The 15,518-nt window shown below is 68.1% G+C and carries 17 protein-coding genes; 7 read left to right on the forward strand and 10 right to left on the reverse strand.

The genetic code is table 11. The annotated features are described in order from the left end of the window. Positions 1 to 45: 45 nt before the first annotated feature. The 4 genes from ABIC44_RS08990 to ABIC44_RS09005 form a co-directional block, all read right to left on the reverse strand. Positions 46 to 690, reverse strand: coding sequence for an outer membrane protein (locus ABIC44_RS08990; RefSeq protein ID WP_354294961.1), 645 nt, complete (start codon positions 688 to 690; stop codon positions 46 to 48). 230 nt (positions 691 to 920) lie between these two features. Continuing rightward, positions 921 to 1,247, reverse strand: a complete 327-nt coding sequence (locus ABIC44_RS08995; RefSeq protein WP_354294963.1) for an MliC family protein — start codon at positions 1,245 to 1,247, stop codon at positions 921 to 923. Beyond that, the gene (locus ABIC44_RS09000; RefSeq protein ID WP_307102642.1) at positions 1,244 to 1,585 is read right to left on the reverse strand and encodes a DNA primase; all 342 of its coding nucleotides are present in this window, start codon (positions 1,583 to 1,585) and stop codon (positions 1,244 to 1,246) included. The genes ABIC44_RS08995 and ABIC44_RS09000 overlap by 4 nt, the downstream gene beginning before the upstream one ends. Positions 1,586 to 1,660: 75 nt before the next feature. After that, positions 1,661 to 2,908, reverse strand: coding sequence for a multidrug effflux MFS transporter (locus ABIC44_RS09005; protein WP_354294965.1), 1,248 nt, complete (start codon positions 2,906 to 2,908; stop codon positions 1,661 to 1,663). Positions 2,909 to 3,073: 165 nt separating this feature from the next. Here ABIC44_RS09005 and ABIC44_RS09010 point away from each other — a divergent pair, with 165 nt between their 5' ends. Both ABIC44_RS09010 and ABIC44_RS09015 read left to right on the forward strand, forming a co-directional pair. Further along, positions 3,074 to 3,583, forward strand: a complete 510-nt coding sequence (locus ABIC44_RS09010) for a hypothetical protein (RefSeq protein WP_354294967.1) — start codon at positions 3,074 to 3,076, stop codon at positions 3,581 to 3,583. Positions 3,584 to 3,667: 84 nt separating this feature from the next. Then, entirely contained in the window at positions 3,668 to 4,624 is a 957-nt protein-coding gene (locus ABIC44_RS09015) for an isopenicillin N synthase family dioxygenase (protein ID WP_309699401.1), read from the forward strand. 228 nt (positions 4,625 to 4,852) lie between these two features. On the opposite strand, the gene ABIC44_RS09020 is transcribed toward ABIC44_RS09015, so the two are convergent. Continuing rightward, positions 4,853 to 6,142 carry a homoserine dehydrogenase gene (locus tag ABIC44_RS09020; RefSeq protein WP_307102634.1) on the reverse strand — a complete coding sequence of 430 codons (1,290 nt, stop codon included), beginning with the start codon at positions 6,140 to 6,142 and terminating at the stop codon, positions 4,853 to 4,855. A gap of 122 nt (positions 6,143 to 6,264) precedes the next feature. On the opposite strand from ABIC44_RS09020, the gene ABIC44_RS09025 reads away from it, so the two are divergent. Continuing rightward, positions 6,265 to 6,828: a 3'-5' exonuclease gene (locus ABIC44_RS09025; protein WP_309699403.1), complete on the forward strand. Its 564-nt coding sequence runs from the start codon at positions 6,265 to 6,267 to the stop codon at positions 6,826 to 6,828. Positions 6,829 to 6,924: 96 nt separating this feature from the next. Here the strand turns inward: ABIC44_RS09025 and ABIC44_RS09030 are convergent, their stop codons facing one another. The 5 genes from ABIC44_RS09030 to ABIC44_RS09050 all read right to left on the reverse strand — a co-directional run bounded on the left by ABIC44_RS09030 (position 6,925) and on the right by ABIC44_RS09050 (position 9,645). Then, positions 6,925 to 7,359 carry a hypothetical protein gene (locus ABIC44_RS09030; RefSeq protein WP_354294969.1) on the reverse strand — a complete coding sequence of 145 codons (435 nt, stop codon included), beginning with the start codon at positions 7,357 to 7,359 and terminating at the stop codon, positions 6,925 to 6,927. Continuing rightward, complete coding sequence (locus tag ABIC44_RS09035) at positions 7,356 to 7,715, reverse strand: hypothetical protein (protein WP_354294970.1); 360 nt, start codon at positions 7,713 to 7,715, stop codon at positions 7,356 to 7,358. Before ABIC44_RS09035 ends, ABIC44_RS09030 begins: the two co-directional genes overlap by 4 nt. A gap of 136 nt (positions 7,716 to 7,851) precedes the next feature. Next, positions 7,852 to 8,121, reverse strand: a complete 270-nt coding sequence (locus ABIC44_RS09040) for a hypothetical protein (protein ID WP_307102627.1) — start codon at positions 8,119 to 8,121, stop codon at positions 7,852 to 7,854. Between the two features lie 31 nt (positions 8,122 to 8,152). Next, complete coding sequence (locus ABIC44_RS09045) at positions 8,153 to 8,587, reverse strand: CoA-binding protein (protein ID WP_309692356.1); 435 nt, start codon at positions 8,585 to 8,587, stop codon at positions 8,153 to 8,155. Between the two features lie 95 nt (positions 8,588 to 8,682). After that, entirely contained in the window at positions 8,683 to 9,645 is a 963-nt protein-coding gene (locus tag ABIC44_RS09050) for an Mrp/NBP35 family ATP-binding protein (RefSeq protein ID WP_354294972.1), read from the reverse strand. Positions 9,646 to 9,716: 71 nt separating this feature from the next. Between ABIC44_RS09050 and hflK the strand changes: the two genes are divergently transcribed. From hflK to ABIC44_RS09070, 4 genes are all read left to right on the forward strand, one after another. Further along, positions 9,717 to 10,847, forward strand: coding sequence for a protease modulator HflK (gene hflK / locus ABIC44_RS09055; protein ID WP_307102620.1), 1,131 nt, complete (start codon positions 9,717 to 9,719; stop codon positions 10,845 to 10,847). An 11-nt stretch (positions 10,848 to 10,858) separates the two neighbouring features. Then, positions 10,859 to 11,710 carry a protease modulator HflC gene (hflC, locus tag ABIC44_RS09060; protein WP_354294974.1) on the forward strand — a complete coding sequence of 284 codons (852 nt, stop codon included), beginning with the start codon at positions 10,859 to 10,861 and terminating at the stop codon, positions 11,708 to 11,710. Positions 11,711 to 11,816: 106 nt separating this feature from the next. Further along, positions 11,817 to 13,346, forward strand: coding sequence for a Do family serine endopeptidase (locus tag ABIC44_RS09065; protein ID WP_309692345.1), 1,530 nt, complete (start codon positions 11,817 to 11,819; stop codon positions 13,344 to 13,346). Positions 13,347 to 13,439: 93 nt separating this feature from the next. Next, complete coding sequence (locus tag ABIC44_RS09070; protein WP_354294975.1) at positions 13,440 to 15,044, forward strand: helicase HerA-like domain-containing protein; 1,605 nt, start codon at positions 13,440 to 13,442, stop codon at positions 15,042 to 15,044. Positions 15,045 to 15,518 lie beyond the last annotated feature (474 nt).

Genomic DNA, 15,518 nt, shown 5'->3' on the forward strand with positions numbered 1-15,518 from the left:
TCACTGCCGAACCCCGCCACCTTACGCCAACTGGACCCCGAGGGATCAGAAGTGTGCGACGACACCCGCCATCGGACGGAAGGAGTGCGCGTCGTCGAAGGTCGAGACTTCCAGACGCAGACGCAGACCCGAGTTGCCGGTCAGGCCGCCCAGACCGATGTCCTTCGGGCCGACTTCGGCGCCGACGCCGTACACGGTCGCGTGATAGTCACGCTTCAGGTCGCCGACGACGCCCGGAGCGAAGTTGTGGAAGTTGTTCCAGCGATAGCCGACCTTGCCGTAGAACAGGCCGCTCTCACCGGCGCGGAAGCCCGCGCGGCCATAGGCGCCATACTGCCAGTCGATGTCACCCGACACGCCCTTGGCGACCGCGCCCTCGGCGCCGACGAACACGGGGCCCAGCGGCACGTTGAAGCCGACGATGCCCTCGACCAGCGCGCCGTCCAGGTTATAGCCCTTGGGCTGCGTGGGAATGCCGGCGACCGACTGGCGATCGAACTGCTCCCAACCACCCATGACCGCGACGTACGGCTCGATACCGAAGGCGCGGGTGCCATCGGGAGCGGTCGCGGTGTCGGCGGCCGGGGCGGGTGCCGCAGCCGTCGTGTCGGTGGTGTTCATGTCCTGTGCCATGGCAGGCACGGCAACGAACGCGGCCGCCGCAGCGGCGACGAGGGAAAGCTTACGCATGTGAGATACCCTTCTCTTATTCTATGTGGGGCGGCGGATCGAACCGCTCAGCCCAGGCCCGCTTAACCGGCAAAACCGTGCTGGGTTGCACGAAGATCGTCATTTTGGTCGCGTTGTGGGAACCTGTTGCCGCGATGACACAGTTCCTGTCACCTAGATGAACCAATTGAGGGGAGAATGCGGCGGCCCAGATTTTCCGCCATTTTTTCGCCTTGAATGATGCCCTCGGCTCAGCGGACGGCTTGGCAGCGGAGGGAATCGCCGGTGGGGCGTGTCAAAACAACCTCACCCCCCTTGCCGCGCAGGTCGTGGCCGAACCCGGCATAATGGATGCCGGACGCGACCGGCTGACCGGCCAGGCGTATCGCCAGATCGTCGTCCAGCCGCATCAGCGCGCTGTCGTCGCGATTGTCGAAACGGACCCAGAAGCGGCTGCCATTCTCGCAACGGAAATCGGTCGAGACCATCGGCGGCATCGAGGAGCGGGGATCGGGCATGGTCGAACAGCCGACCAGCACGATCCCCCCGGCCGCCAGCGCGACAGGCAAGCGGTTCATGGCCGCAGCGCGGCGTCGTCGGCTTCGTCGATATCGCCGTCGGCGACGGTGTCGTCCTCGAAATCCTCCTGGAGATCGTCCTCGTCGATGTCCTCGGCACTCATGTCGACCGAGGCATCGCTCTCGCCCACCTCTTCGGAGTCCATGTCGAGTTCGTCGATCGGTTCGTCCTCGACCGTATCGTCACCCAGATCGGGGTCGATATCGGTGATCAGCACGCCATCGCTGGGGCCGTCACGCGTCGCCTCCAGGATTTCGGCGCGCTGGCTCTCGTCATAGCCTTCCTCGTCCCAGCCATCATCGCCGGGTCCCTGGCTGGAAACCTGATGTCCGCCCATCCTTGCCTCCTGTGATCTGTGGAGGGTGGAACGGTGCGGCGGCCCGGCCGGTTCCCGGCGCGGGCCGTGCGCGTGTCAGACGGGGCGGAACATCCGCCCGCGCTCGGTCGCGAAGACGAAGGCGAAGGCCGCACATCCCGCCACCAGGAAGCCCAGCGTCAAGGGCCGGGTCGTCCCGTCAAAGGCCTGGCCGATCCCGGCGCCGATCACCGACCCGATGGTGACGCTGGCAAAGCCCTGCACGCTCGACGCGGTGCCCGCGATGCCGCCCATATTCTCCATCGCCATCGCCGAGAAATTGGAGGTCGCCAGACCGAAACAGGCCATGGTGATCGCCTGGAGCACCGCGAACACGACCAACGACTCGCCGCCGAACCACGCGATCGCCAGATGCAGCGCCGAGACGATAATCAGGATCGTCACCGAGCTGTGGCTGATCAGCCGCGTGCCCAGCCGCATGACGATCCGCGAGTTGAGCAGATTGGCCGCCGCCATCGTCACCGAGGTGGTGGCGAAGATCAGCGCGAGCAGCTTTTCGCGCCCGAACGTCACCGCCATGATCGGCTGCACCGAGTTGAGATAGCCATAGAGCGCCGCCATCAGCGCGGTCACCGCCAGCGTATAGCCCAGCGACAGCCGGTCGGCCGCGGTCTGCCGCCAGCCGCGCCAAATCCGGTCGAGCGAGATGGGCAGCCGCGCCTCGGGCTTCAGCGTCTCGGGCATGCGGACCGCGAACCAGATCAGCACCAGCGTGGCGAGGCCCGCAATGGTCCAGAAGATCAGCCGCCAGTTGCCGAACAAGAGCACCAGCTCGCCGAAGGCAGGCGCCAGGATCGGCACCACCATGAACACCATGAAGGCGATCGACATCACCTGCGCCATGGCGCGACCATGATAGCAGTCGCGGACCAGCGCCACCGTCGCCACCCGCGTCGCCGCGATCGCCGCACCCGCACAGACGCGCGCGACCATCAACAGCAGGAAGCTGCCCGCCATCGCCGCCGCGCCATTGGCGATGATATAGATGACCAGCGCCACGATCAGCACCCGCCGCCGCCCATAACGGTCCGCCAGCGGCCCATGCACCAGCTGCGCCACGCCGAACCCGATCAGGAAGGCGGTGACGACGAACGGCCGCTGGGCGGGCGACGCGTTCAGCGCCTCGCCGATGGCGGGCAGCGCGGGCAGCATCGAATCGATCCCCAGCGCGGTCAGCGCCATCAGCGCCGCGATCAGCAGGACGAATTCGACAAAGCCGATGGGCGCGCCGGGGGTGTCGGCGGCGACGGGGGTCGCCGGATCAGCGGAACGGGATTCGGACATGATGCCTGTCCCATAAGCGCGTTCGGACGCCAGGGAAACCGGGAAAACCCAACCGAGCCGATCACCTTCGCCGTCAACCGCGTTCAGCGCGTCGACAGCTTGCGCGCGCCACACACCACCCCCACGTGTATCGGACCGACAGGACACTGGAGGGAGTTTGCCGTCATGACCATCCTGCATCGAACCGCCCTGCCCCTCTCGCTGGGCACGGCATTGGCGCTGGCGGGGGCGCTGGCGGGTTGCGACCGGCCGACCGACGGCACCTCGGTGACGATCAACAGCTCGGACGGGCAGACGGTGGCGGCGGTCGACGGCAGGTCGGGCGAGGTGAAGCTGGCGCTGCCCGGCTTCACCGGCGCGTTCAAGCTGCCCAAGGTGTCGCTGGAGGCCGATAATTTCGAGCTGAACGGCGTCCATCTCTATCCCGGCTCGAAGATCCGCAACGTCGATGTCGGCAATGGCCGCGACAAGGCGTTCGTCATGACCTTCGACAGCCCCGCCGATCCGCAGACGGTGCGCGACTGGTTCCGCGACAAGATGACGGATGCCGACTTCACCCTGACCGATCGCGGCGAGGGGCTGGTCGGCACCACCGCCGAGAACAAGCGCTTCCGCCTCGACCTGCGCGATGCGGGCGGCGACCGATCGACGGGCACGATCACGCTCGGCGGATAAATTGACCGCCGACCGGCTGGCCTGTTCGGGCCGGCAGGGACATTATATAGCCTTACGCCTATTCGATTTTCTGGACGATAATTCATGACCGACACCCGCTCCGCCGAGGTCCCGACGCTCAGCCTGGCCGATCAGGACCGCGATCCCGAGGCGTTCGCCGCCGCACTGGGCGGTTCGTTCGAACGGTTCGGCTTCGCCATCGTCGCCGATCACGGCGTTCCCGCCGAGCTGATCGACCGCGCCTGGGCGCAGACCAAGGCGCTGTTCGACCTGCCTGAGGAGGAAAAGCGCGGCTATCACATCCCCGGCGGCGGCGGCGCGCGCGGCTATACCCCGTTCAAGACCGAGATCGCCAAGGATGCCAAGGTCGTCGACCTCAAGGAATTCTGGCATGTCGGCCGCGAACTGCCCGAGGGCCATGCCTATGCCGACCGGATGCCCGCCAATATCTGGCCCACTCGGCCCGAGGGGTTCCGCGACGACTTTCTCGAACTCTTCACCGCGTTCGACCGCGCGGGGGATCGCCTGCTGTCGGCCATCGCCCGGCATCTGAAGCTGGATCCGCACTGGTTCGATCCGGCGGTCAAGGACGGCAATTCGGTGCTGCGCCTGCTCCATTATCCCCCCATCCCGGCGGATGCCGAGGGCGTGCGGGCGGGCGCGCATGAGGATATCAACCTGATCACCCTATTGCTGGGCGCGGAAGAGGCGGGGCTGGAACTGCTCGACCGCGATTCGGGCGAATGGCTGGCGATCCGTCCGCCCGAGGGGGCGATGGTGGTCAATGTCGGCGACATGCTCCAGCGGCTGACCAACCATGTCCTGCCCTCGACCACGCACCGGGTGGTCAACCCGCCGGTCGAGCGGCGCGGTTTCTCGCGTTACTCCATGCCCTTCTTCCTGCACCCCGCGCCCGATTTCCTGATCGAGACGCTGCCAGGCACGGTGACGGCGGACAATCCGAACCGCTATCCGACGCCGATCACCGCGCATGACTATCTGTACGAGCGGCTGGTCGAGATCGGGTTGATCAAGAAGTAAGGGAAGGGCTCGGTGAGACACCGCCCTCCCCCAGCCCCTCCCGCCTGCGGGAGGGGAGCGGCAAGGACGAAACGCGGAATTCCATAAACTCCCCTCCCGCAGGCGGGAGGCGTTACCTTAAAACTCCCCTCCCGCAGGCGGGAGGCGTCACCTTAAAGCTCCCCTCCCGCAGGCGGGAGGGGCTGGGGGAGGGCAAGGGGCCTCGCAGAGATCTTACGCCCCCGAAAATCACCCCAGAATATGCATCAACAGCGGCTGCCCCACGAGGCTCTGGCTGCCGCGCAACCGCTCCAGCGCCTGGGCGACCGCGCGCTCCGGCCCTTCATGCGTCACGATGGCGATCATCACGCCGCCATCGGCCGCTTCGCCGCGCTGGATCAGGCTTTCGATCGACACGCCCGCATCGCGCATCGCCGCCGCGATCTCGGCCAGCACGCCGACCTTGTCCTGCACGGTGAAGCGCAGATAGGCGCGCCCGCGCCGCTCGCCGCTATCGGCCTTGGCCGCCGGGATCAGTTCGTGCGCGGGCATGGCGAAGGACGCGCCATATTCGCCGCGCGCGATGTCGATCAGGTCGGCGACCACCGCGCTGGCGGTCGGGCCATCGCCCGCGCCCGCGCCCTGGAACAGCAGGCGGCCGACGAAATTGCCCTCCGCGACCACCGCATTGGTCGATCCGGTGACATGCGCCAACGGATGGTCGAGCGGCACCAGATGCGGATGCACCCGCTGGAACAGGCCGTTCGCCCCTTCCTCCGCCACGCCGACCAGCCGCACCCGATAGCCCAGCGACGCCGCCTGCGCGATATCGGCGGCCAGGACATGGCGCACCCCGCCGATCGCGACATCGCCGAACGCCGGCTGCGTGCCGAAGGCGATGGCGGCCAGGATCGACAGCTTGTGCGCGGCATCCACCCCGTCAATGTCGAAGCTGGGGTCCGCCTCGGCATAGCCCAGCGCCTGCGCCTCGGCGAGCACCTCGGCAAAGTCGCGGCCCTCCGCCTCCATCTTGGACAGGATGAAATTGCAGGTGCCGTTCAGGATGCCATAGACGCGCGCGATGGCATTGGCCGCCGCGCCCTCGCGCAGCCCCTTGATGACCGGGATGCCGCCCGCCACCGCCGCCTCGAACTTCAGCGCGGCCTTCGACGCCTCCGCCTTCTGCGCCAGCTCCAGCCCGTGATGCGCCAGCATCGCCTTGTTGGCGGTGACGAAGCCGCGCCCGGCCTCCAGCGCGGTGCGCGCCAGCGTCAGCGCGGGGCCGTCCGACCCGCCGATCAGCTCGACCACCACATCGGCATCCTCGCGCGCGGCGAGCGCGGCGGTGTCGTCCACCCATTCGAACCGCGACAGGTCGACGCCGCGATCCTTGGTCCGGTCGCGCGCGGAGACGGCGACGATCTCGATCGGGCGACCGGCGCGCCGGGTAATCAGCTCCCGGTTCGCGTCGAGCAGGCGAATGACGCCGCCCCCCACCGTACCGAGTCCCGCCAAAGCCACCCGCAATGCGTCGCCCATCATCTTTTCCCGTATCCAGAGCGTTCGTTGAGCCTGGGCGGGTAGCGGATAGAAATGGTCGCTGTCGAGCGGGCAGGCGACCTTTTATTGCTCGAAACGCCAGATCGCGCTAAAGCGGCGGGATGATTTCCCCCGATTTCGTGGTCATCGACGTCGAAACCGCCTGTTCGCGTACCAGCAGCATCTGCCAGATCGGTATCGTCGGCTATACGGACGGGATCGAGGTGCTCGCCTATGAGACGCTGGTCGATCCGTGCGACGAGTTCAGCCCCTTCAATATCGGCATCCATGGCATCACCGCCGATCATGTCCTGGGCAAGCCCAATTTCGCCGCGCTCCATCCCGAACTGGCCGGGCATCTGGGCGGGCGGGTGACGGTGGCGCATTCGGGGTTCGACAAGGGGGCGCTGGGCCGCGCCTGCGAACGCGACGCGCTGCCCCCGATCGCCGCGCGCTGGCTGGACAGCGTGACCATCGCCCGGCGGGCCTGGCCCGAACTGCCCAATCACAAGCTGAGCACGCTGGCCGCCTTCCTCGAACTGGAACACCGCCACCATGACGCGCTGAGCGATGCGCGCGCGGCGGGACAGGTGGTGCTGCGCGCGATGGCGCAGACCGGGCTGACACTGGCCGACTGGTTCGCCCCGCCGCCCTCGGCCCGGTCGCGGCGACAGGCGCGCGGCTGAGGCGCGCGCGCCCGCTTCATCGGCGCGGGCGTCTCGATCCGATCGACATTCCGTCCATTCCTCCCCTGGAAAGGGAGGATTGGGGGGCGATCCGGCCTATGGCTCCAAATGCCCTCGCGGTCCCGGACCGTCGAGCGCGATCGGCACGCGGTTGCGCTTGTCGCGCGCCTTGTCGACGATCTTGCTGACCCCGATCCGCGCCTCGTTCGCCAGCATCAGCACGGGCGTCACGACGTCCACTTTCCCCCCGCACCCCGCAAGCTGCGCGGCGCAGGGCGTGCCCGCGGCCCGCAACGCCCCGATGCCGGTCAGGTCGGGATTGGACATTAGCGGCTTGGCGGGCGGCGCATCCGGATCAGGGGGCAGGCGATTGTCGCCCAGGCGCCGTCCGCACACGATCAACTCGTCCTTCGTCCCGGCCGAGGGCGGGCAGGGATCGGGAGCCAGGATCGAGAAACGCTGGGTGCCCAGCGGCGGCCCGGCCGCCGCCGGAGTCGCCTGGAGCGCGACGATCAGCGGCACCAGCATCATGGCGCGGGCTTCCGCAGCGTCAGCGCGCCGCTTCGCCCACCTGTTCCGACCGTGACGCCGGCAAGGCCGCCGCCGACCTGAAAGGGGGACAGATCCTTCAACGGCGTACTGCGCGCCAGCATCCGGGTGCGCTCGGCCATCACCCCCTCGTGCCTGGGGTCGCCGGGATCGGGTGCGGATTGATAGGGAAAGCGGAAGCGATCGGCATTGCGACGACCGCACACGGTCACATCGGTCGCGTTGGGATCATAGATGCAGCGGCTCTCGACGCTGGTCAGTCGCCGGGTCCTGGCCATGATCGCGTCGACCGATGGCTGGGGCGGCGGCATCTCCCCCTGAATGGGTGCCATCATCATCCCTATCGCCCAAATCGTCGCAACCATGACGCTCTCCCGGCATCGTGCATGCGCGCGGTCGGATGACCGCCACGGCCGGGATCATGCCTGTTTCGCGGGCATCGCGCCAGTATTCCTTTGCACCAATGCCGATCGATTACTGGTCGATCGGCATCCGGAACAGGGTTCGCGGCTTGCTGGTGCAATATTTGTCCCCGACAACAGCACAATAGGTGCCGTCATTGGCAAAGGCGCGGGACTTGGAATCGATCGCGCTCGTCCTGTCGGGGCCCAGCCGATAGGGCGAGGGGCGTGCCGTCATCGGACAGCGACCCGGCACACATCCCGTCGTCAGCCGGGGAAGTGTCACCAGCTGGCGCTCCGGTGCTTGCGGCGCGGCCAGCAGGATCAGGAACGGCATCATCATCGTCGCATCTCCCTGTTCTTCGCCCCCGACCTCAACCCCCGGTCACCGGCGCGATGCCCAGCCGGGGTATCTCGATCGCCGGACAGCGGTTCATGACCACCTTCAGCCCGGCCGCCTCGGCGCGTGCCGCCGCTTCGTCATTGACGACGCCCAGCTGCATCCAGATCGCCTTGGCCCCGACCGCGATCGCCTCATCCACGATGGCGCCGACCGCGTCCGAGCGGCGGAAGATGTCGACGATGTCGATGGGATCGCCCAGCTGGCCCAGCTCGCGGAACACGAACTCGCCATGCACATGTTCGCCGGTGATCTGCGGATTGACCGGGATCACGCGATAGCCATGATCCTGCAACCGCTTCATCACCCCATAGGAGGGCCGGTCGGGGCGGTCCGAGGCGCCGACCAGCGCGATGGTGCGCGCCTCGCTCAGCAGGGCGCGGATATCCTCGTCGGCGGTCAGCGGCATGGACGGTCCCTTTTGTCGAACCGCCCGTCCGGCTTGCGGGATCAAGGGGATGCGGGCGGCTTATCCGGCTCTAACGCCCTGCCGCCGCGCCGGTTTCATGCCGCCGCCGGGCTCGCGTCCAGCCACTGCGCCACCCGTTCGGCCAGCGGGGCGAAGACCGTGTCCCCCTCCCCCGCCGCGGGCGGCTGGCCCGCGTCGGAGGCGGTGCGAATCGCGATGGTCAGCGGCACCCGGCCCAGGAAGGGAATGCCCAGCTCCGCCGCCGCCGCTTCCGCCCCGCCCGAACCGAACGGGTCCGAGATGCCGCCGCAATGCGGACAGCAATAGCCCGCCATATTCTCGACCAGCCCGATGATCGGCACCCCGGCCTTGGTGAACAGGTCGATCGCGCGGCGCGCATCGATCAGCGCTAGGTCCTGCGGCGTCGATACGATGACCGCGCCCGCCGGGCGGTGCTTCTGCACCATGGTCAGCTGGACATCGCCCGTCCCCGGCGGCAGGTCGAGCACCAGCAGCTCGGTCGCCCCCCAGTCGCCATCGACCAGCTGGCTGAGCGCCCCCGCCGCCATCGGCCCGCGCCAGGCGATCGCCTTGTCCGGCTCGACCAGCTGGCCCATCGACAGCAGGGGAACGCCATAAGGGGTCGGCACGGGTTGCAGCTTGCCGTCCTGCGCGACGGGCTTCACCCCCTCGGCCGCCATCAGCCGGGGCTGCGACGGGCCATAGATGTCCGCATCGACCAGCCCGACCTTGCGCCCGCCCCGCGCCAGCGCGATGGCGAGATTGGCCGACAGGGTGGACTTGCCCACCCCGCCCTTGCCGCTGGCGACCGCGACGATCCGGCGCTCGCGTTTCTCGGCGGTCAGGACGACGCGGACATCCTCCGCCCCCGACTGGATCGCGGCCGCCTTGACCCCGTCCTCCAGCGCCTGTCGGCCCGCGCCGTCCAGCCCCGTCGCGTCGAGCACGACGCCCGCGCGCGCGCCCTCCATCCGCACGCTCGCGCGCTTGCCCGCCACCGCGGCCACCGCCGCCTTCACCGTCTCGATCATGCTCATGGGGGGCAGATAGGATGGGTTACGCGGCTTGGCACTGTTTTTGTCGGCGAACCGTTCCTATAACGATGACTATGAGAAAGCTGACGGGTCGCTTCCGACGCCCCCCCATTCTTGCCGCCGAGACGCCGAAGGGCCCATGGGGCGGGTCCGGTGAGGACTCCGATGGCGGGCCCCGCAATCCCTGGGCCGTCCCGCCGGGCGGTCGCAAGGCCCCTGCCAAGCCGACCGCGCTGGACGAGTTCATCCGCAAGGCGCGCGGATCGGGCGGCGGCGGACCGGGCGAAGGCCCCGGCGGATCGGGCGGCGGCTTTGGCGGCCTGCCCGGCGCACCCGGCGGACGCACCCTCTGGGCGATCGGGGCCGCGATCCTGGTCGGCATCTGGCTGCTCTACACCTCGATTCATCCGATCGGCCCGCAGCAGCGCGGCGTCGTCACCTATTTCGGTCGCTATACCGGCGTGCTCGAACCCGGCATCCAGCTGACCGCCCCCGCCCCTATCGCCGCCGTCCGCGTCCTGGACGTGCAGAAGATCCGGACCGAGAATTTCCCCGAGGGCTCGGGCGAGAATCTGGTCCTGACCGGCGACCAAAACATCATCGACCTGACCTATTCGGTCCGTTGGGACATCGCCAATCCGCGCGACTTCGCCTTCCGCCTCGCCCAGCCGCAGGAGACGGTCCGCGCCGCCGCCGAGAGCGCGATGCGCGCGGTGATCGCCGAGACGACGCTGGACCAGGCGCTGGGTTCGGGCCGCACCGGCATCGAACAGCGGGTGCAGGAGCTGACCCAGTCGATCCTGAACGAATATCGCTCGGGCGTGCGTATCCAGGGCGTGGCGATCAAGCAGGCCGCCCCGCCGCAGCAGATCGTCGACGACTTCAACAAGGTGACGGCGGCGCAGCAGCGCGCGGTGGCCGATGTGAACCAGGCCAAATCCTATGCGCAGCAGGTGATCGCCCGCGCCCAGGGTGAGGCGGCGCAGTTCGACAAGGTGTACGAACAATATCGCCTGGCCCCCGAAGTGACCCGTCGCCGCATGTATTACGAGACCATGGAGGCCGTGCTGGCCAAGTCGGACAAGACCATCGTCGAGGCGCCGGGCGTCGTGCCCTATCTGCCGCTGCAAAAGGCGCGCCCCGCGCCCGAGATGGTGGCGCCCGAACCCGCCGCGCCCGTCGCGACGCAGGGAGGCGGCCAGTGAAAGGTCTGTCGATGCGCAATCCGATCGTGCTGGGCGTCGCCCTGCTGGTCGCGGTGATCGTGGCGGCGGCGACCTTCGCCATCGTGCCCGAGACCAAGCAGGCGGTGATCTATCGGTTCGAGCAGCCGCGCCGGATCGTCAACGGCTATCGCCCGAACGAGGAACTGGGTGATAGCGGCGCCGGGCTGATCGCGCGCATTCCCTTCATCGACCGCATCGTCTGGGTCGACAAGCGGGTGCTCGACCTCGACCTGGAAAAGACCCAGGTGCTGTCGACCGACCAGCTGCGCATGAACGTCGATGCCTTTGCCCGTTTCCGCGTGATCGACCCGCGCCGGATGCTGGCGACGGCGGGCAGCGTCGACGGCGTCATCAACCAGCTTCGCCCGATCTTCGGATCGGCGCTGCGCAACGAACTGGGCAAGCGGCGGTCGTCCGAACTGCTCAGCCCCGAGCGCGGGCAGGTGATGGATGCGATCCAGGTCCGGCTCGACCGGATCGCGCGCCAGTATGGCGTGCAGATCGTCGACGTGCGGATCAAGGAAGCCGAGCTGCCGCCGGGCACCCCGCTGCAAAGCGCGCTCGCCCGGATGCAGACCGCGCGTCAGCAGGAGGCGATCACCATCGCCGCGCAAGGCCAGAAGCAGGCCCAGATCGTCCGCGCCGACGCCGATGCCCAGGCCGCGCAAATCTATGCCCAGGCCTTTGGCAAGGATGCGGATTTCTATGACTTCTACCGGGCCATGCAGTCCTATCGCCACACCTTCGGCGCGGACGGCTCGACCCAGGAACATGGGAGCACCCAGATCATTCTGTCGCCGCAGAACAGCTATTTGAAGGAATTCACCGCGCCGGGCCGATAGGTGGTTTCACCACCTTTCCGCTCGTTCATATTCAAGCGTCGTTCAGCCAGACCGTGACAAATAGGACACGGTCAAACTGAATTTTCTTTGAGAGGACCCTAGCCCAGTGCGCTACGCCTACGCCATTACCAGTGCGCTCCTCCTCGGTGGCGCGACCGCGACCCTGGCCCTCCAGCCCGGCACCGCCCAGGTCGCGCAGAACGAACCGGGCGCGATCCAGGCGGTCGCCCCCCGCGCCGGCGCGCCGATGAGCTTTGCCGACATGGTCGCCAAGCTCCAGCCCGCCGTCGTCAACATCTCCACCAAGCAGTCGATCACCGTCAAGCAGCAGCCGAACCCGTTCGCGGGCACGCCGTTCGAGGGCATGTTCGGCCAGTTCGGCGGCCAGACCGGGCCGCAGCCGCAGAAGCGCGAAGGCGCCTCGCTGGGCTCGGGCTTCCTGATCTCGCCCGACGGATATATCGTCACCAACAACCACGTCATCGCACCGGGCGCGCAGGGCGCCTCGGTCGATTCGATCACCGTCACGCTGAACGACCGCAAGGAATATACCGCCAAGGTCGTCGGCCGCGACGAGACCTCGGACCTGGCGGTCCTGAAGATCGACGGCCAGAACCTGCCCTTCGTCCGCTTCGGCGATTCGTCGCGCGCGCGGCCGGGTGACTGGGTGCTGGCGATCGGCCAGCCCTTCGGCCTGTCGAGCACCGTGACCGCCGGCATCGTCTCGGCCGTCCACCGCGTCACCGGCCAGGGCGGCGCGAACGACCGCTTCATCCAGACCGACGCCGCGATCAACCAGGGCAATTCGGGCGGCCCGATGTTCGACATGAACGGCAATGTGATCGGCATCAACAGCCAGATCTATTCGCAGTCGGGCGGCAATATCGGCATCGGCTTCGCCATTCCGGCCGAAGACGCCAAGCCGATCATCGACAAGCTGATGAAGGGCCAGAAGATCGAGCGCGGCTATCTGGGCGTGCAGATCGGCGGCCCGGTCACCGACGATGTCGCCGCGTCGCTGGGCATCCCCAAGAACCAGGGCGAGGTCATCGCCAAGGTCGAGCCCAACGGCCCCGCCGCCAAGGCCGGGCTGAAGGCGTTCGACGTGGTGACCAAGGTCAACGGCCAGTCGGTCACGCCCGAACAGACGCTGTCCTATCTGATCGCCAATGTCCCGCCTGGCGGCCGCGTCAACCTCGAGGTGCTGCGCGGCGGCAAGCCGGTCTCGCTGACCGCGACCGCCGCGACGCGTCCGTCCAACGAGGAACTGGCCGCGTCGCTGGGTGACGGCTCCGACGCCTTCCCCGACAGCGACGACGATGCGCAGGTCGCTCCGGCGGCCGGTGGCGGCCTGGGCCTGTCGGTGCAGACGCTGACCCCGGCGATCGCCCGCGCGATCAATGTCGAGCCGTCGACCCAGGGCGTGGTGATCGCGGCGGTCGATCCGTCGAGCGATGCCGCCTCCAAGCTGAAGCGCGGCGACGTCATCACGGCGATCAACGGCACCCCGGTCCGCAGCGCCGCCGACGTCCAGCGCGTCGTCGCCGCCGCCAAGGCCGCCGGTCGTCCGCAGGTGCTGGCGCAGATCACCCGCGGCCGGATCGCCGACCGCCTGATGCCGCTGCGCATCAAGTAACGGTCCCGCCCGTCCGAAAAGGGCCGTCGCATCTCCCCGATGCGGCGGCCCTTTTGCTATTCCCGTCACCGAACGCCGCGATAATATGCGGCCATGGACGGCATCTTCATCGGCATGGGCGGCGGCAAGTCGCAGGCGATCGACCTCAAGCGCGCCAACCGGCACGGCCTGATCGCGGGCGCGACCGGTACCGGCAAGACGGTGACGTTGCAGACCATGGTCGAGGGCTTCTCGCGCGCCGGGGTGCCCAGCTTCGTCGCCGATGTGAAGGGCGACCTGTCGGGGCTGGGGCTGGCGGGATCGGCGCTGGGCAAGACCCATGCCGCCTTCGCCGCGCGCGCCGCCGAGCTGGGGATGACCGACTGGTCCTATGAGGCCGCGCCCGTGCAGTTCTGGGACCTGTTTGGGACCCAGGGGCATCCGGTCCGCGCCACCGTGTCGGAGATGGGGCCGCTGCTGCTCGCGCGGATGATGGGGCTGAACGAGACGCAGGAAGGGGTGCTGACCATCGCCTTCCATGTCGCGGACAAGGAGGGGCTGCTGCTCCTCGACCTCGACGATCTCCAGGCGATGCTGGCCGAATGCGCCGCGCGGGCCGACGAACTGACCACCAGCTATGGCAATGTCTCCAAACAATCGGTCGGTGCGATCCAGCGCGCCTTGCTCCAGTTGCGCACGCAGGGGGGCGAGCATTTCTTCGGCGAGCCAGCGCTCGAACTCGCCGACCTGATCCGCACCGACGATGCGGGGCACGGCGTCGTCAACATCCTGGCCGCCGACCAGTTGATGGCAAGTCCCAAACTCTATGCCACCTTCCTCCTGTGGCTGCTGTCCGAGCTGTTCGAGCAGCTTCCCGAGATCGGCGACCCCGACAAGCCCAGGCTCGTCTTATTCTTCGACGAGGCGCATCTGCTGTTCGACGGGGCCGCGCCCGCCTTGGTCGACACGATCGAGCGGGTCGTGCGGCTGATCCGGTCGAAGGGTGTCGGCGTCTATTTCATCACCCAGAACCCGATCGACGTGCCCGACAAGATCGCCGGGCAGCTGGGCAACCGAGTCCAGCACGCGCTGCGCGCCTTCACCCCGCGCGACCAGGCGGCGGTGCGCTCGGCCGCCGAGACGTTCCGCGCCAATCCCGGCGTCGATGTCGCCACCGCCATCACCGAGCTGAAGGTCGGCGAGGCGCTGGTGTCGCTGCTCCAACCCGATGGCTCGCCCTCGCCGGTCGAACGCACGATGATCGCCCCGCCGCGCAGCCGGGTCGGCCCCGCCACGCCCGAGGAGCGCAAGGTCCTGGTCGAAACCGACGCGGTCGGCGCAAAGTACGATCAGGCGGTCGACCGCGAATCGGCCGAGGAACTGCTCGCCGCCAAGACGCAGGAAGCCGCCGCCGCCGCTGCGGAAGCACGGGCCGCGACCGAAGCCGACAAACAGGCGGCACAGGCGGCCAAGGCCGAAGCGAAGGCCGCGAAGGAGGCCGAACGCGCGCGCATCGCCGAACAGCGCGAGGCCGCCAACTCCCCTTGGGCCAAGATCGCGACCAGCGCGGCACGCTCGGCCAGTTCCTCGATCGGGCGACAGGTCGCCAACGAGATCGGCAAGCAGGTGTTCGGCGGCGGTTCGCGGCGGCGGTCGAACAGCGGGGGGATCATGGGCGCGGTGGTGCGCGGGGTGTTGGGGAATCTGTTCCGGGGCTGACCCTCCCGGACCTCCGTTCAGCCTGAGCGAAGTCGAAGGCCAAGCGACACCGCCTGCCACAGACTTAGGCCGGATCGACATTCAGGATGGCTTCCTCTTCCCTCTCCCCTGGACAGGGGGAGTGTTCACCCCGGACTCTGCAGGCGTTTTCTGGCGAGGAATATGTCGAGGGTGATCTCGAGCATGTTTTGGGTCTTGGAGGCGCGCTTGGTTCGGCGGTTGAAGCGGGCCAGCATGTCGCGGAACGAGGCGTTGGACGCTTCGATCAGATGCGTCTGCGCCTTGGTCTGCTGGTGGGGTTCGGGAGCGCCGATCCGCTGGAAGGCGAGGTGGTAGCAGGGGGAGTGTCAGGAATTTCGTGTGCGGGCGGGCATAACGGGAAAGAAGGAGCCCGATATGTCCCGACGCAAAGAGCCTGCGATACCGAATGAGCTTCTGGATCAGTTGCTGGCTGGCGGTGACGCCGGCGCCGCC

Origin of the sequence: Sphingomonas sp. 1185 (assembly GCF_040544655.1) — a bacterium.
GTDB lineage: Bacteria > Pseudomonadota > Alphaproteobacteria > Sphingomonadales > Sphingomonadaceae > Sphingomonas.

Bases quoted from the DNA above. Each gene is read 5' to 3' on its own strand.
- ABIC44_RS08990 (WP_354294961.1), bottom strand. From the start codon at position 690: ATGCGTAAGCTTTCCCTCGTCGCCGCTGCGGCGGCCGCGTTCGTTGCC.
- ABIC44_RS08995 (WP_354294963.1), bottom strand. From the start codon at position 1,247: ATGAACCGCTTGCCTGTCGCGCTGGCGGCCGGGGGGATCGTGCTGGTC.
- ABIC44_RS09000 (WP_307102642.1), bottom strand. From the start codon at position 1,585: ATGGGCGGACATCAGGTTTCCAGCCAGGGACCCGGCGATGATGGCTGG.
- ABIC44_RS09005 (WP_354294965.1), bottom strand. From the start codon at position 2,908: ATGTCCGAATCCCGTTCCGCTGATCCGGCGACCCCCGTCGCCGCCGAC.
- ABIC44_RS09010 (WP_354294967.1), top strand. From the start codon at position 3,074: ATGACCATCCTGCATCGAACCGCCCTGCCCCTCTCGCTGGGCACGGCA.
- ABIC44_RS09015 (WP_309699401.1), top strand. From the start codon at position 3,668: ATGACCGACACCCGCTCCGCCGAGGTCCCGACGCTCAGCCTGGCCGAT.
- ABIC44_RS09020 (WP_307102634.1), bottom strand. From the start codon at position 6,142: ATGGGCGACGCATTGCGGGTGGCTTTGGCGGGACTCGGTACGGTGGGG.
- ABIC44_RS09025 (WP_309699403.1), top strand. From the start codon at position 6,265: ATGATTTCCCCCGATTTCGTGGTCATCGACGTCGAAACCGCCTGTTCG.
- ABIC44_RS09030 (WP_354294969.1), bottom strand. From the start codon at position 7,359: ATGATGCTGGTGCCGCTGATCGTCGCGCTCCAGGCGACTCCGGCGGCG.
- ABIC44_RS09035 (WP_354294970.1), bottom strand. From the start codon at position 7,715: ATGATGATGGCACCCATTCAGGGGGAGATGCCGCCGCCCCAGCCATCG.
- ABIC44_RS09040 (WP_307102627.1), bottom strand. From the start codon at position 8,121: ATGATGATGCCGTTCCTGATCCTGCTGGCCGCGCCGCAAGCACCGGAG.
- ABIC44_RS09045 (WP_309692356.1), bottom strand. From the start codon at position 8,587: ATGCCGCTGACCGCCGACGAGGATATCCGCGCCCTGCTGAGCGAGGCG.
- ABIC44_RS09050 (WP_354294972.1), bottom strand. From the start codon at position 9,645: ATGAGCATGATCGAGACGGTGAAGGCGGCGGTGGCCGCGGTGGCGGGC.
- hflK (WP_307102620.1), top strand. From the start codon at position 9,717: ATGAGAAAGCTGACGGGTCGCTTCCGACGCCCCCCCATTCTTGCCGCC.
- hflC (WP_354294974.1), top strand. From the start codon at position 10,859: ATGCGCAATCCGATCGTGCTGGGCGTCGCCCTGCTGGTCGCGGTGATC.
- ABIC44_RS09070 (WP_354294975.1), top strand. From the start codon at position 13,440: ATGGACGGCATCTTCATCGGCATGGGCGGCGGCAAGTCGCAGGCGATC.